Source organism: Sinorhizobium sp. RAC02, assembly GCF_001713395.1.
GTDB lineage: Bacteria > Pseudomonadota > Alphaproteobacteria > Rhizobiales > Rhizobiaceae > Shinella.
In genome coordinates, this window is record NZ_CP016450.1 from 1,233,036 (window position 1) to 1,246,654 (window position 13,619).

A 13,619-nucleotide genomic window follows, 5' to 3' on the forward strand; every position below is an offset into this window, starting at 1 on the left:
ATGCGCGTCGACCTCTTCGATTTTGATCTCCCGGAAGCCAACATAGCACTTCGTCCGGTCAGCCCGCGCGAAGCGGCAAAACTCCTCGTCGTGCGCTCCGCGACGGACACCCCTTACGAGGACCTGACCGTTGGCGACCTGCCGTCGCTCCTGCGGGCAGGTGATGCCCTGGTCTTCAACGATACACGCGTTATTCCCGCCCAGCTGGAGGGCATCCGCCACCGCGAAGGCGCGGGCGGCCAGAAGGTTTCCGCGACGCTGCACATGCGCGTCGCCGGCGACCGCTGGAAGGCTTTCGCCAAGCCCGGCAAGCGCATCAAGATCGGCGACCGCATCACCTTCGGCACGGGTGACGATCTCGCCGCGACCGTCGAGGCAAAAGGCGAGGGCGGCGACGTCACCCTCCACTTCAACGCCTCTGGCCCGGACCTCGACCGCGCCATCGCCATCGTCGGCCATATCCCGCTCCCGCCCTACATAGCGTCCAAGCGCGAGGACGACGAGGCGGACCGCCGCGACTACCAGACGATCTATGCCCGCGAGGAGGGCGCCGTCGCCGCGCCCACCGCCGGCCTGCACTTCACCGACGCGCTCTTCGAAAAACTCGATGCGCTCGGTGTCGAACGGCATTTCGTGACGCTGCATGTCGGCGCCGGCACCTTCCTGCCGGTCAAGGCGGATGACACGACCGACCACGTCATGCACGAGGAGATCGGCTATGTCTCGGAAGAGACCGCTGCCGCGCTCAACGCTGTGCGAGCGAGGGGCGGGCGCATCCTCTCCGTCGGCACGACGTCGCTGCGCCTGCTCGAAAGTGCTGCCGACGCGGATGGCACCATCAAGCCGTGGTCGGGTGCCACAGGCATCTTCATCACGCCCGGCTACCGTTTCCGCACGGCCGATATGCTGATGACCAATTTCCATCTACCGAAATCGACGCTCTTCATGCTCGTCTCGGCCTTCTCCGGCCTGGATACGATGCGTGGCGCCTATAGCCATGCGATCGACACCGGCTACCGCTTCTATTCTTACGGCGACTCCAGCCTGCTTTTCCGGAACGACCGATGACCGAAACATTCCAGTTCAAACTGCTCACCACCGACGGCAAGGCGCGCCGCGGGGAGGTCTCCATGCCGCGCGGCACCATCCGCACGCCGGCCTTCATGCCGGTCGGTACGGTGGGCACCGTCAAGGCGATGTATCTCGACCAGGTGCGCGACCTCGGCGCCGACATCATCCTCGGCAACACCTATCACCTGATGCTGCGGCCGGGCGCCGAGCGTGTCGCGCGCCTTGGCGGCCTGCACGAACTCATTCGCTGGAAGCACCCGATCCTGACGGATTCCGGCGGCTTCCAGGTCATGTCGCTTTCCGGCCTGCGCAAGCTCGACGAACAGGGCGTGACCTTCAAGAGCCATATCGACGGCGCGCTGCACCACATGTCGCCGGAGCGCTCGATCGAGATCCAGGGCCTGCTCGGCAGCGATATCCAGATGCAGCTCGACGAATGCGTGGCGCTGCCGGCGTCGCCCAAGGAAATCGAGCGTGCGATGGAAATGTCGCTGCGCTGGGCCGAGCGCTGCAAGGTGGCCTTCGGCGACCAGCCCGGCAAGGCGATGTTCGGCATCGTGCAGGGTGGCGATATCCCGCATCTGCGTGTCCGCTCTGCGCAGGCGCTCGCCGAGCTCAACCTCAAGGGCTATGCCATCGGCGGCCTTGCCGTCGGCGAGCCGCAGGAGGTCATGCTCGACATGATCGACACGACCATTCCGCACATGCCGACCGAGAAGCCGCGTTATCTGATGGGCGTCGGTACGCCGGACGACATGCTGAAGTCCGTCGCCCGCGGCATCGACATGTTCGACTGCGTGATGCCGACCCGCTCCGGCCGCCACGGACTTGCCTTCACCCGCCGCGGCCGCATCAACCTGCGCAATGCCCGCCATGCGGAAGACATGCGTCCACTCGACGAGGAATCGAGCTGCCCGGCCGCCCGCGACTATTCGCGCGCCTACCTGCACCACCTCGTGCGCGCCAACGAGTCGCTCGGCGGCATGCTGCTGACCTGGAGTAACCTCTCCTACTATCAGGACCTGATGTCCGGCATCCGCAAGGCAATCGAGGAAGGCCGCTTCGCCGATTTCATGGTGGAGACGCAGGAAGAATGGGCGAGGGGCGATCTCGCCCCGCTCTGAACGTTCAGCGTTACGCTTTTCCTGGAATGGCGCGTATTAGATTGCCGGTCCCGGCGCGGCGCGCACCATGTGCACGCCGTTGATCTTGTAGCTGCCGTCCGGCTGCTTCATGAGCTGGTAGAGCGCGGTCCAGTCCTTCCCGTCCGGCCCGGAGATCAGCACCTCCTGCACCACCATGTCGCCCTCGACCTTCGAGCGGCCGAAGGCGAAATTGCCCGGTCGGTAGACCGGCGCATAGCCCTTCTTCACCATGTCGAAGAAGGCGCTTTCGCTCTGGAATTTACCGCGGATGGTAGGCGAGGCGAAGGAATAGGCGGTCTTCGCGTCATCGTTCAGGAAGGCATCGATCTGGCTCTGGATGATGCCCTGCGCCGTATCGACAGGCTCTTCCGCCCGGGCGAAGGAGGACGACATCACGGGAATGAAAATGCAAAGGAATAAGGCGGCAGGCAATTTCATGGCGCGCACTCCTTTTCGACGAAAGGTAGAGTAGCACGGGGATTTTCAAGAGGTTGCCCATTTTCAGGGGGAACCAACTGCATTGAATTTAGATATTACAATTTAAAACAATATGATATTTTAAATAATTAAAGCAAAATGATAATATCACATATCCGTGATGTAAGGGCGGCATGCAAAAGACATGGCGGCGGAAGGCACACGCGCTCCTATGCTGGCTCCCTTCGAAAGACCACGATGTCCGAATCCTGATAGGTCGACCGGGCGAACTCCTTGAAACCATGCCGCTGGGCAAGGCGTATGGAGGGCGCATTGTCCGGATCGATGATGCAGGTGATGGCGGCACCGTGGTGGTTCGCCTCTGCCCAAGGCAGTATCGTCTCCAGCACTTCGCTGGCATAGCCGCGACCCTGATAGTCCGGGATCAGGCCCCAGCCTGCCTCCATCGTGCCCTCGATGCTGGGGACCATCTCCCGGCGCATTTCATGGAAGCCGGATTCGCCGATGAGCTGGCCGGACGCCTTTTCCGTGATCGCCCAGAAGCCGAAGCCCATGACACTCCACATGCCGATATGGCGGAGGAGGCGGACCCACGACTGCTCCCGCGACAAGGGGACGCCGGAAATGTACCGGACGACCTCCGGCATGCTCCACATCGCCGTTAGTGCATCGAGATCATCAGATTGAAAGCCACGCAGGACGAGGCGGTCAGTTTCAAGGACGGGTATGTTGGGCATCGGACCGAATAACGGGGAATTGGACAATGTGCGGGTTCAGGAAGGGAGGCAGGTTCTGATTTCGGCAGGGTAGGACAGGATTCGCGACAACCTACACTGGAAAGATTGACATAGTCGACATGCTCCCTCCCGCGCTCCACCGGATTCCTGACCAGTTGAAGTTCTTCCATGCATGGAAAAGCCCGCCGAGGCGGGCTTTTTTGCCAGTTCATCAAGAACCCAGCGCAATCAGGCAGCCGCCTTATGAGTAAGGCGAAATGCAAGCCTTGCGTGAACCGTAGTTCGGCTGGAATGTGTTGTCGTAGGCGCGGTATGACCGGTAGCGGTTGGAGCACCAGTTCACATGCGAATTGCCGCCAGCCTGCGGCTGATTGGCGACCGCGCCGCCGATTGCCGCACCGAGACCGAAGGCTGCAAGCGGGTACCACCAGCCGTCCGAATTGCGGCGATAGCCGGGGCGATAATCACGGTATCCGCGATGGCCATGCCAGCGACGGTCCGCACGGCGCTCATACCGATCGCGACGGCGTTCCACGCGATACTGCACCTGCTCCACCGAGGATGCTTCCGGTACCGGCACGCGGGCGAATGTCACCGCCTGGGCCGGAATGACGGACGTCAATCCAACGGCGAGCGAGAGAAGCCCAGCGGCGAGACCGGTCTTGAGATTAAACATGGCGCAACCTTTCTTGCTTGTTCTGCAACAGAACGCGGCGCAGGGTATTTGGTTCCACCAGCGGGTCGAACGTGATCTTTTCTGAAACAAAAAAAACGGGTTGGTCCGCCTTGTCGGCTCGCCAACCCGTTCCGGTAAATGCGGATCAGGGTGTTCGGGGTACAGGGGCTCTCACCACAATCCGGCTGCATCTCCGGATCTCCTGTGACGCCGATCATGCCCGAACGCGCTTTTACCGATTGACATAATCCGCATCTTTTTTGACAATTTGCTCATGAGCAAAAAAGCTGAGCGACAGGGGCCACTCGACGTCACGATCGTCCTCCTGCCCGAATCGTCGATCATGTCGCTTGCCTCGGTTCTTGACCCGATGCGCGCCGCAAATCGTGTCGTGCCGGAGCCGGTGTTCCGCTGGAAGATCCTGTCGCCACAGGGCAAGCCGGTCCTGTTGACCTGCGGCGTCGAAATCCGGGTGGACGGCGACTTTGCCGATGTGACCAGCGGCGACGCACTGCTTTTGATCGCCGGCTTCAACCAGGACCGCCATGCCGACCGCACGTTCGTTGCCCGGCTCAAGAAGGTGGCGCGCCGGTTCGGCGTGGTTGCCGGCATCGAATCGGGCTGCTGGCTTCTGGCACGCTCCGGTCTGCTCGATGGCCGCGACGCGACGGCGCACTGGGAGGAGCTCGAGGATTTCGCGGCGGCCTTTCCGGCCCTTAACGTGCGGGCCGACCGCTTCGTTACCGATGGTCCGCTGTGGACGTCCGGTGGCGCTTCGCCAACGTTCGACATGATGCTGCATCTGGTGCGCGAGCAGTTCGGTTCGGCCGTGGCGCTCGATGTGGCGAGTGTCTTCGTCTATGACGAGACCCATGCGGCAACGGACGCGCAGCCACTCGTCTCGCTTGGCCGGCTGGGGGAGCACCAGCCGGAATTGGCGGCTGCGATCCGCCTGATGGAGCGCACCATCGACCGACCGCTGACGATCGCGGCCCTTGCCCGGCGGCTCGGGTTTTCAACGCGCAAGCTGGAGACGCTGTTTGCCAACGGTCTCGGCACTGGACCTGGAAAGTATTATCTGCGCCTGCGCCTGACGGCCGCGCAGCGGATGGTGCGCGATACGCCGCTGTCGATCCAGGACGTGGCGCTGCGCAGCGGCTTCGACAGCCTGTCCGCCTTTTCCCGCGCCTTCCGCAACCATTTCGGGGCGAGCCCGCTCAAGCTCAGGGCGGAACTGCGTCCCAAATGAAAAAGGCGGGCTGATGGCCCGCCTTTCGATCTCCATGCCGATTGCCTAGTGCAGGATTTGGCTGAGGAAGAGTTTCGTGCGCTCATGCTGCGGATTGTCGAAGAATTCGGCAGGCGAATTCTGTTCGACGATCTGGCCCTGGTCCATGAAGATGACGCGGTTGGCGACCTGGCGGGCAAAACCCATTTCGTGCGTCACGCACAGCATGGTCATGCCCTCTTCGGCCAGCGACACCATGGTGTCGAGCACTTCCTTCACCATTTCCGGGTCGAGCGCCGAGGTCGGCTCGTCGAACAGCATGATCTTCGGCTTCATGCAGAGCGAACGGGCGATCGCCACACGCTGCTGCTGGCCACCGGAAAGCTGGCCCGGATATTTGTGCGCCTGTTCCGGGATCTTGACGCGCTTCAGGTAGTGCATCGCCACTTCCTCGGCGTCCTTCTTCGGCATCTTGCGCACCCAGATCGGGGCGAGCGTGCAGTTTTCCAGGATCGTCAGGTGCGGGAAGAGGTTGAAGTGCTGGAACACCATGCCGACTTCGCGGCGCACTTCGTCGATCTTCTTCAGGTCGTTGGTGAGCTCGATGCCGTCGACGACGATCTGGCCCTTCTGGTGTTCTTCCAGCCGGTTGATGCAGCGGATCATCGTCGACTTGCCGGAACCCGACGGGCCGGCGATGACGATGCGCTCGCCCTTCATCACCTTGAGATTGATGTCGCGCAGCACGTGGAAATCGCCGTACCACTTGTTCATGTTGGTGATCTCGACGGCGACGTCCGTCGTGGAGACCGCCAGCTTTTGCGCCTGGGCTTGGTTGGCCATTGTTGTTTCCTCTCAGTTATCTTTTGTGGCCCTTGTCGAGCCGGCGTTCCACGAAGGCCGAGTAGCGCGACATGCCGAAGCAGAAAATCCAGAACGTGAAGCCGGCGAAGATCAGGCCCGTCAGCGGCGTGACCGGTGTGATCCAGGCCGAATCCCCAAAGCTTGCCTTCACGATGCCGAGCAGGTCGTACATCGAAATGATCGTGACGAGGGAGGTATCCTTGAACATGCCGATGAAGGTGTTCACGATGCCCGGGATCACGAGTTTGATGGCCTGCGGAAGCACGACGAAGGTCATTTTGTGGAAGTAGTTTAGACCAAGAGCGTCGGCCGCTTCATATTGTCCTTTCGGAATGGCTTGAAGACCACCGCGAATAACCTCCGCCATATAGGCGGACGCGAAGATCGATACGCCGATCAGCGCGCGCAGGAACTTGTCGATATTGTTGCCGGGTTCGAGGAACAGCGGCAGCAGCACGCTCGCCATGAAAAGAACGGTGATCAGCGGCACGCCGCGGATCAGTTCGATGAAGATGACGCAGGCTGTCTTCAGGACCGGCATCTGCGACCGGCGACCAAGCGCCAGCAGAATGCCGGCCGGCAGCGATATGGCGATGCCGACGAAGGAGATGATGAGCGTCACCATCAGGCCGCCCCACAGCGACGTCTCGACGTGACGGAGGCCGAACACGCCGCCGAGCAGCAGGAAGAAGGCGACGACCGGCAGGACGATCAGGAGCAGCAGGGCGTTCAGCCCCTTGCGCTGTACCTTCGGCATCAGGAAGGGGATGAGCAGTCCCACGAACATGGCAACGACCAGCAAGGGCCGCCACAGTTCGTCGCGCGGATAGGAGCCGAACATGAACTGCACGAAACGATCGCCGACATAGGCCCAGCAGGCGCCGCTCCAGCCTGCCGGAAGCTGACCGCCCTGATCGACGGTGAGGCAGGCCGTGCGGTCTGCCCCCGTCCAGACGGCCGACACGAACAGCCAGTTGATGAGGCCCGGCAGGAAATAGACCAGTGCAGCCAGCGCGATGAGCGACAGGATGCTGTCCTTGACCGAAGCGAACAAATTTGTGCGGATCCAGCCGATGACGGAGGAGTCGGAAAGCGGTGCCTTCTCCGGCTCGAGGAAGTCTTCGCGGACGTAGGTAATGCTTTCAGCCATCTCAGCGCTCCACCAATGCCATCTTGGCGTTGAACCAGTTCATGAACAGCGAGGTGATGAGGCTGATCGAGACATAGATCAGCATCCAGATCGAGATGATCTCGATCGACTTGCCGGACTGGTTGAGGATGGTTCCGCCGACCGCGACGAGGTCGGCATAACCAACGGCCACCGCGAGCGAAGAGTTCTTGATGAGGTTGAGATATTGCGAGGTGAGCGGCGGAATGATGATCCGCAGCGCCTGCGGCAGCACGACGAGACGGGTCGCCTGGCGCGGGCGAAGACCCAGCGCATAGGAGGCTTCCGACTGGCCCTTGGACACGCCGCGGATACCGGCGCGCACGATCTCGGCGATGAAGGAGGCCGTGTAGAGCGAAAGTGCGAGGTAAAGCGCCAGGAATTCCGGCCCGATGACCATGCCGCCTTTCATGTTGAAGGAGCCGGGCACGGCATAATCGAGGCTGAGCGGGCTTCCCATCACCACGAAGACGATGAGCGGGAACAGCACGATGAGGCCGAGATTGACCCACAGGACCGGCGGGCGAATACCCGTGGCACGCTGGCGGGCATTCGCCCAGATCGTGAAGGCGATCGCCGCGATCACGCCGATGACGAACGCTGCAAGCACGACCCCGAAACCTTCGCCGAAGACTGGCGCCGGCATGTAGATGCCGCGGTTCGAGATGAAGAAGATTGCGCCCGGATTATCCTTGACGTGCTGGAAGATGGTGCGGATCGACGGCAGCAGCGCGAGAACGCCGAGATACCAGAAGAAAATGACCAGCAGCGGCGGGATGTTGCGGAAGATTTCCACATAGACCGTGCAGAGCCGCGCGATCAGCCAGTTGTGTGACAGGCGCCCGATGCCGACGAGCAGGCCGACGATCGTCGCCGTGACGATGCCGGCGGCGGCCACCACGAGCGTGTTGAGAAGGCCGACCTGGAGCGCGCGGAAGTAGGTGGAGTCGCTCGAATAGGCGATCAGGCTCTGCGCAACGTCGAAGCCGGCGCGGCTGTTCAGGAAGCCGAAACCCGCCGTCATGTTGGCGCGGGCCAGGTTCTGGACGACGTTGTTCCAAGCATACCAGACCGCCGCGACGATCACGACGAGTGTGACGACCTGATAGACGGTACTTCTCAGCGCCGGATTGTAAAGAAGAGATACCTTCGGCGGTTCGCCGGACCCTGTTCGGGCATCCGCAAGAGCCATACATTTCCCCTGAGTTTGCGTTCGCCCTGTTTTCCGGGCGTTTGTTTAAAAAGGGAGGGCAACGATTTGCCCTCCCGGATTGGTACGGATCAGTCGCTTAGCGAACCGGCGGAGCGTACTGCAGGCCGCCCTTGGTCCACAGGCCGTTCAGGCCGCGGGCGATCTTGAGCGGCGAGCCTTCGCCGACATTGCGCTCGAAGGATTCGCCGTAGTTACCGACAGCCTTGATGATCTGCACGGCCCAGTCCTTCGGCACGCCGAGGTCGGCACCGATGGTCGAGTCAGCTTCTTCGCCGAGGAAGCGCTTGATGTCCGGGTTGGCGGACTTCTTCATCTCTTCGACATTGGCCGTCGTGATGCCGAATTCTTCGGCAGCCACCATCGCATAGTGCGACCAGGTCACGATATCGAACCACTTGGAGTCGTTCTGGCGAACGGCCGGGCCGAGCGGCTCCTTGGAGATGATTTCCGGCAGAACCATATGGTCGTCCGGGTTGGCCATCTTCAGGCGGATGGAGTAGAGGCCCGAGGCGTCCGTCGTGTAGGCGTCGCAACGGCCGGCATTGTAGGCCGCGTCGGCTTCATCCTGCGCTTCGAAAACGACCGGCTTGAAGTCCATGTTGTTCGAGCGGAAGTAGTCGGCGAGGTTCAGTTCGGTCGTGGTGCCGGACTGGACGCAGACGGACGCGCCGGACAGTTCCAGAGCCGACTTCACGCCGAGTTCCTTCTTCACCATGAAGCCCTGGCCGTCATAATAGTTCACGGCGCGGAAATCGAAGCCGAGCTGCGAATCGCGGCTGACGCTCCAGGTGGTGTTACGGGCGAGAATGTCGATTTCGCCGGACTGCAGGGCCGGGAAGCGGTCCTTGGCCGAGAGCGGCGTGTACTTTACCTTGGTGGCGTCGCCGAAGACGGCAGCGGCCACGGCCTTGCAGAGGTCAACGTCGAGACCGGCCCAGTTGCCGGCCGAATCCTGCGCGCCGAAGCCGGCGAGGTTCGAACCGTTTACGCCGCACTGCACGAAGCCCTTTGCCTTCACGTCAGAGAGCGTGTCGGCCTGTGCTGCCGTTGCGCCAAGCCCCAGAACGGCTGCACCAACGAGCGCCGCCACAATTTTTTTTGCCATTTTTTACAACCTTTTTCTGTTGTCTTTGTTTTGTCCGCAGGTCACGCGATCCTAATGGATACGTTGCGGAACTCGCCACCCTCCCGGCGCGAGGTTGCTTATCTCATGCTCAAAATTTCGCAGGGTCAAGTGATCCGGGCCATTTTCCGGTCAGTAACCTAAATTTGTCGGCGCTTGACGGGATTTTGGGCAGAAAATCGGGAATTTGTGCAGTAAATCGCTCAAAAAATCCGCGTGTTTAGTATTTGAAGCGCTTTGGATATCCCACGACCCATTCATGCGGGGTTGACCTCACGGTCTCGCTGGCGAAAAGTCGGCGGCTTAATTCCCTCTCGCATCCTCGGACCGCCCCATGAAAAACAGAGACGAAATCCTCGCCGGCGCCGGCGTGAACACCCGCCTTGCCCATGCCGGAAACGACCCGGCGGACTATCACGGTTTCGTCAATCCGCCGGTTGTACACGCCTCGACCGTGCTCTTCCCGAATGCCGCGACGATGGAAAGCCGGGCGCAGAAATATACATACGGCACACGGGGCACGCCCACCACGGATGCGCTGTGCGACGCCATCGATGAACTGGAAGGGTCTGCCGGCACCATTCTCGTGCCCTCGGGGCTGGCTGCCGTCACCGTGCCGTTCCTGGCCTATCTTTCGGCCGGCGACCACGCGCTCATCGTCGATTCGGTTTATCACCCGACCCGCCACTTCTGCGATACGATGCTGAAACGTCTTGGCGTGACGGTGGAATATTACGATCCGATGATTGGTGCGGGTATCGCGGCCCTGATCAAGCCGAACACCAGGCTGGTCCACACCGAGGCCCCCGGTTCCAATACCTTCGAGATGCAGGATATCCCGGCTATCGCCGCCATTGCCCACCAGCATGGCGCGATCGTCACCATGGACAATACCTGGGCGACGCCGCTCTATTTCCGCCCGCTGGATTTCGGCGTCGACGTTTCCATCCATGCCGCGACGAAGTACCCGGCCGGCCATTCAGACGTGCTGTTCGGCACCGTCTCGGCCAATGCCGCCCATTGGGAACAGCTGCACGACACGCAGATCGCGCTGGGCACCTGCGCGTCGCCGGACGATGCCTATCAGGTTCTGCGCGGCCTGCGCACCATGGGCGTGCGGCTGGAGCGGCACCAGGAAAGTGCCCTTGAGCTCGCCCGCTGGCTGGAAGGCGTGGACGACGTTTCGCGCGTGCTGCATCCCGCCCTGCCGAGTTTCCCGGGCCATGACCTCTGGAAGCGCGACTTCAAGGGCTCAAGCGGTATCTTCTCGATCGTGCTGAATGGCGGTTCGCCGGAGCGCTACAGGGCGAAGGCCCATGCGTTCCTCGATGCGCTTGGCATTTTCGGCCTCGGCTACTCCTGGGGCGGCTTCGAGTGCCTTGCCGTGCATGTGAACCTCAACGATCGCCGCATCGCCAAGGGGCCGGAAGAGGGGCCGGTTCTCCGCCTCCAGATCGGCCTCGAAGACGTGAAGGACATCAGGGCCGATATCGAACGCGGGCTTGCAGCCGCGCGGGCCGTCTGACCGTCAACCTGGTGTGCGGTAATCGTAGAGCCAGTCGAGATCGGCGGCGAGGCTCTCCGGTCCGCGCAGCGCCAGCACGAGATTGCGGCCAAGTGCGATCGGGCCGCGGGCGTGGTAGGCGAAGCGGTTGAAGGCACCGCGGCTGCGCACGCGGGCGACGCGCTCGCGGCGGGTGCTTTCGAAACGCCGCAGCGCCTGCGTGGTGTCGGTTCCAGCTGCCAGCACATTCGCGAGCAGTTCGGCATCCTCGATCGCCATCGCGGCCCCTTGCGCCGCGAATGGCGTCATGGCGTGCGCGGCGTCGCCGATCAGCACCGTCTTGCGTCCGTCCGTCCAGGCACCGTCGGGGCACTCGAAGAGTGGCCACATCAGCGGATCCTGCGCGTCGTTCAACAGGCGGCGGATGTCGGCGTGCCAGCCGGAAAAGGCGTCGAGCAGGCGCTTGCGCGCCATAGCGTCGCCCTTTCGTGACCAGCCCTCCGGCGGCGCTTCCGCCAGCTGGTGGATGGCGACAATGTTGAAGGCCTGACTTTCCGCAAGCGGGTAGGCGACGAGATGTGCCTGGGGGCCGAGAAAAGCCGTCACGGTGCGCGGGTTGAGAAACGGCGGGGCCACGCCATAGGGCACGAGAAAGCGCCAGGCGATGGTGCCGGAATAGCGGGCGGGCAGGGCGCCGGGTACCGATTGCCGCAGGCGCGACCAGACACCGTCGGCGGCGACGAGGATATCCGCCGGCGCGATGGCGCGCGCCTCCTCCGCAGTCTCGATTCGCTGGCCCGTCGTGACCGTGCAGAGTGGCTCCCGGCGAACGGCATCGAGAAGAACGGCCTGCAGCGCGGCGCGGTGCAGCACGCCATAGGGGGCGCCCCAGCGCCGGCGTGCGGCCTGGCCGGCAGGCACAGACGCAAGCGGCGCAAGCGAACTTCCCGAGGACAGCAGGATATGATCGGGCTCGCTCCAGCGGGCGCTGAGCGCGTCGATGAGGCCGAGGTCGTCGAGGATGCGGGAAGCGTTTGGCGAGAGTTGCAGGCCGGCGCCGACTTCCTCCAGGGCAGGAGCCTGCTCGAGGATGTGCGCGGTGATGCCTTTTTGCGCAAGCGCCAGCGCCGTCGTCAGCCCGGCAATGCCGGCGCCGACGATGGTTGCCGATGTGATGGAAGACATGGTCGTACCGGCCCTTCGGCCGTTACGCCGCGACCTGGTTGGTGAAGGTGCAGCCGACCGGATCGGTCTGGGTGGCCTTGAAGGTCGGATTGTAGCGATAGAGCGTCGAGCAGTACGGGCAGACCTTCTCGTTATCATCGCCCATGTCGAGGAAGACGTGCGGGTGGTCATAGGGCACGGACGCGCCGACACACATGAATTCCTTCACGCCGATCTCGATTGCGCGATGGCCGCCGTCGTTCTGGAAATGGGGGATGCTGTGGCCAGCCATGTCATGCTCCGTCAAATACCGTCTTTTCTGGCGCGGACCATAGTCGGCTTCCGGCGAAATGTGTAGATGCAAAACCGTCGCGCCTGGCGAGATTTCGGCGCGGCTGCCGTTTTCTCCAGGGCCGAACCGCTTTATGACCAGGGACAAGAAAACGAAAGCAGGTCCGCGATGAACCTCGATGCTCCAGCCTTTTCCAGCTTCACCCATGACGGTCTCGAACTTGCCTTCTTCGATGAAGGCGACCCCTCGGGCGAGCCGGTGCTGCTGATCCACGGCTTTGCCTCCAGCGCCAACGTCAACTGGGTGTTTCCCGGCTGGCTGAAGACGCTGGGCGATGCCGGCTACCGCGTCATCGCCTTCGACAATCGCGGCCATGGCAAGAGCGCCAAGCCGCATGACCCGGCGGTCTATACCCCGCCGCTGATGGCCGGCGATGCCGCGGCACTGCTCGATCACCTCGCAATCCCCGAGGCGCATGTCTTCGGCTACTCGATGGGCGCGCGCATCACCGCCTTCCTGGCGCTTGCCCATCCGCACCGCGTGCGGTCCGTCGTGTTCGGCGGGCTCGGCATCGGCATGGTGACCGGCGTCGGCGACTGGGACCCGATCGCCGATGCGCTGCTGGCGCCGTCGCTCGATGTGGTGAGCCACGAGCGCGGCCGCATGTTCCGCGCCTTTGCCGACCAGACGAAATCCGACCGGCAGGCGCTTGCCGCCTGCATCATGACATCGCGTGATCTGCTGACCGAAGCGGATATGGGGCGCATCGACGTACCGGCGCTGATCGGGGTTGGTACGAAGGACGACATTGCCGGGGCGCCACAGCCACTCGCCGATCTCATGCCGAATGCCCGTGCCCTCGACATCCCCGGCCGTGACCACATGCTCGCCGTCGGCGACAAGGTGTTCAAGCGTGCCGTGCTGGATTTCTATGCGTTAATCGACGGTCGCTGACACGCCGTTTACGACAACGGCCGCCGGGCCATTTCGCTCGGC

Annotated in this window: 14 protein-coding genes; 5 read left to right on the forward strand and 9 right to left on the reverse strand. The window is 62.6% G+C overall.

The annotated features are described in order from the left end of the window. A complete protein-coding gene (gene queA, locus BSY16_RS05835; RefSeq protein WP_069058787.1) occupies positions 1 to 1,068 on the forward strand; it encodes a tRNA preQ1(34) S-adenosylmethionine ribosyltransferase-isomerase QueA in 1,068 nt (355 codons plus the stop codon). Then, a complete protein-coding gene (tgt, locus tag BSY16_RS05840) occupies positions 1,065 to 2,195 on the forward strand; it encodes a tRNA guanosine(34) transglycosylase Tgt (RefSeq protein WP_069058788.1) in 1,131 nt (376 codons plus the stop codon). Before queA ends, tgt begins: the two co-directional genes overlap by 4 nt. A 36-nt stretch (positions 2,196 to 2,231) precedes the next feature. On the opposite strand, the gene BSY16_RS05845 is transcribed toward tgt, so the two are convergent. From BSY16_RS05845 to BSY16_RS05855, 3 genes are all read right to left on the reverse strand, one after another. Further along, positions 2,232 to 2,654: a DUF4864 domain-containing protein gene (locus BSY16_RS05845; protein WP_069058789.1), complete on the reverse strand. Its 423-nt coding sequence runs from the start codon at positions 2,652 to 2,654 to the stop codon at positions 2,232 to 2,234. Positions 2,655 to 2,863: 209 nt separating this feature from the next. Further along, complete coding sequence (locus BSY16_RS05850; protein WP_069058790.1) at positions 2,864 to 3,391, reverse strand: GNAT family N-acetyltransferase; 528 nt, start codon at positions 3,389 to 3,391, stop codon at positions 2,864 to 2,866. A gap of 241 nt (positions 3,392 to 3,632) precedes the next feature. After that, the gene (locus BSY16_RS05855; RefSeq protein ID WP_069058791.1) at positions 3,633 to 4,067 is read right to left on the reverse strand and encodes a BA14K family protein; all 435 of its coding nucleotides are present in this window, start codon (positions 4,065 to 4,067) and stop codon (positions 3,633 to 3,635) included. A gap of 274 nt (positions 4,068 to 4,341) precedes the next feature. On the opposite strand from BSY16_RS05855, the gene BSY16_RS05860 reads away from it, so the two are divergent. Beyond that, the gene (locus tag BSY16_RS05860; RefSeq protein WP_069058792.1) at positions 4,342 to 5,316 is read left to right on the forward strand and encodes a GlxA family transcriptional regulator; all 975 of its coding nucleotides are present in this window, start codon (positions 4,342 to 4,344) and stop codon (positions 5,314 to 5,316) included. A 45-nt stretch (positions 5,317 to 5,361) separates the two neighbouring features. Here the strand turns inward: BSY16_RS05860 and BSY16_RS05865 are convergent, their stop codons facing one another. The 4 genes from BSY16_RS05865 to BSY16_RS05880 form a co-directional block, all read right to left on the reverse strand. Next, a complete protein-coding gene (locus BSY16_RS05865) occupies positions 5,362 to 6,138 on the reverse strand; it encodes an amino acid ABC transporter ATP-binding protein (protein ID WP_069058793.1) in 777 nt (258 codons plus the stop codon). A 16-nt stretch (positions 6,139 to 6,154) separates the two neighbouring features. Then, positions 6,155 to 7,309 carry an amino acid ABC transporter permease gene (locus BSY16_RS05870; protein ID WP_069058794.1) on the reverse strand — a complete coding sequence of 385 codons (1,155 nt, stop codon included), beginning with the start codon at positions 7,307 to 7,309 and terminating at the stop codon, positions 6,155 to 6,157. A gap of 1 nt (position 7,310) precedes the next feature. Next, entirely contained in the window at positions 7,311 to 8,519 is a 1,209-nt protein-coding gene (locus BSY16_RS05875) for an amino acid ABC transporter permease (RefSeq protein WP_069058795.1), read from the reverse strand. Between the two features lie 97 nt (positions 8,520 to 8,616). After that, positions 8,617 to 9,645 carry an amino acid ABC transporter substrate-binding protein gene (locus BSY16_RS05880; RefSeq protein WP_069058796.1) on the reverse strand — a complete coding sequence of 343 codons (1,029 nt, stop codon included), beginning with the start codon at positions 9,643 to 9,645 and terminating at the stop codon, positions 8,617 to 8,619. Between the two features lie 352 nt (positions 9,646 to 9,997). On the opposite strand from BSY16_RS05880, the gene BSY16_RS05885 reads away from it, so the two are divergent. Next, the gene (locus BSY16_RS05885) at positions 9,998 to 11,188 is read left to right on the forward strand and encodes a cystathionine beta-lyase (protein ID WP_069058797.1); all 1,191 of its coding nucleotides are present in this window, start codon (positions 9,998 to 10,000) and stop codon (positions 11,186 to 11,188) included. Between the two features lie 3 nt (positions 11,189 to 11,191). Here BSY16_RS05885 and BSY16_RS05890 read toward each other — a convergent pair whose 3' ends face one another. Beyond that, positions 11,192 to 12,352: an FAD-dependent monooxygenase gene (locus BSY16_RS05890; RefSeq protein WP_069058798.1), complete on the reverse strand. Its 1,161-nt coding sequence runs from the start codon at positions 12,350 to 12,352 to the stop codon at positions 11,192 to 11,194. A 22-nt stretch (positions 12,353 to 12,374) separates the two neighbouring features. Next, positions 12,375 to 12,623 carry a zinc-finger domain-containing protein gene (locus tag BSY16_RS05895; protein ID WP_069058799.1) on the reverse strand — a complete coding sequence of 83 codons (249 nt, stop codon included), beginning with the start codon at positions 12,621 to 12,623 and terminating at the stop codon, positions 12,375 to 12,377. Positions 12,624 to 12,791: 168 nt separating this feature from the next. Here BSY16_RS05895 and BSY16_RS05900 point away from each other — a divergent pair, with 168 nt between their 5' ends. Then, positions 12,792 to 13,577, forward strand: coding sequence for an alpha/beta fold hydrolase (locus tag BSY16_RS05900; RefSeq protein ID WP_069061400.1), 786 nt, complete (start codon positions 12,792 to 12,794; stop codon positions 13,575 to 13,577). The last annotated feature ends 42 nt before the right edge of the window (positions 13,578 to 13,619 follow it).

What these genes read in the sequence shown, in the direction of transcription:
- queA (WP_069058787.1), top strand. Translation starts at nt 1, where the DNA reads ATGCGCGTCGACCTCTTCGATTTTGATCTCCCGGAAGCCAACATAGCA.
- tgt (WP_069058788.1), top strand. Translation starts at nt 1,065, where the DNA reads ATGACCGAAACATTCCAGTTCAAACTGCTCACCACCGACGGCAAGGCG.
- BSY16_RS05845 (WP_069058789.1), bottom strand. Translation starts at nt 2,654, where the DNA reads ATGAAATTGCCTGCCGCCTTATTCCTTTGCATTTTCATTCCCGTGATG.
- BSY16_RS05850 (WP_069058790.1), bottom strand. Translation starts at nt 3,391, where the DNA reads ATGCCCAACATACCCGTCCTTGAAACTGACCGCCTCGTCCTGCGTGGC.
- BSY16_RS05855 (WP_069058791.1), bottom strand. Translation starts at nt 4,067, where the DNA reads ATGTTTAATCTCAAGACCGGTCTCGCCGCTGGGCTTCTCTCGCTCGCC.
- BSY16_RS05860 (WP_069058792.1), top strand. Translation starts at nt 4,342, where the DNA reads ATGAGCAAAAAAGCTGAGCGACAGGGGCCACTCGACGTCACGATCGTC.
- BSY16_RS05865 (WP_069058793.1), bottom strand. Translation starts at nt 6,138, where the DNA reads ATGGCCAACCAAGCCCAGGCGCAAAAGCTGGCGGTCTCCACGACGGAC.
- BSY16_RS05870 (WP_069058794.1), bottom strand. Translation starts at nt 7,309, where the DNA reads ATGGCTGAAAGCATTACCTACGTCCGCGAAGACTTCCTCGAGCCGGAG.
- BSY16_RS05875 (WP_069058795.1), bottom strand. Translation starts at nt 8,519, where the DNA reads ATGGCTCTTGCGGATGCCCGAACAGGGTCCGGCGAACCGCCGAAGGTA.
- BSY16_RS05880 (WP_069058796.1), bottom strand. Translation starts at nt 9,645, where the DNA reads ATGGCAAAAAAAATTGTGGCGGCGCTCGTTGGTGCAGCCGTTCTGGGG.
- BSY16_RS05885 (WP_069058797.1), top strand. Translation starts at nt 9,998, where the DNA reads ATGAAAAACAGAGACGAAATCCTCGCCGGCGCCGGCGTGAACACCCGC.
- BSY16_RS05890 (WP_069058798.1), bottom strand. Translation starts at nt 12,352, where the DNA reads ATGTCTTCCATCACATCGGCAACCATCGTCGGCGCCGGCATTGCCGGG.
- BSY16_RS05895 (WP_069058799.1), bottom strand. Translation starts at nt 12,623, where the DNA reads ATGGCTGGCCACAGCATCCCCCATTTCCAGAACGACGGCGGCCATCGC.
- BSY16_RS05900 (WP_069061400.1), top strand. Translation starts at nt 12,792, where the DNA reads ATGAACCTCGATGCTCCAGCCTTTTCCAGCTTCACCCATGACGGTCTC.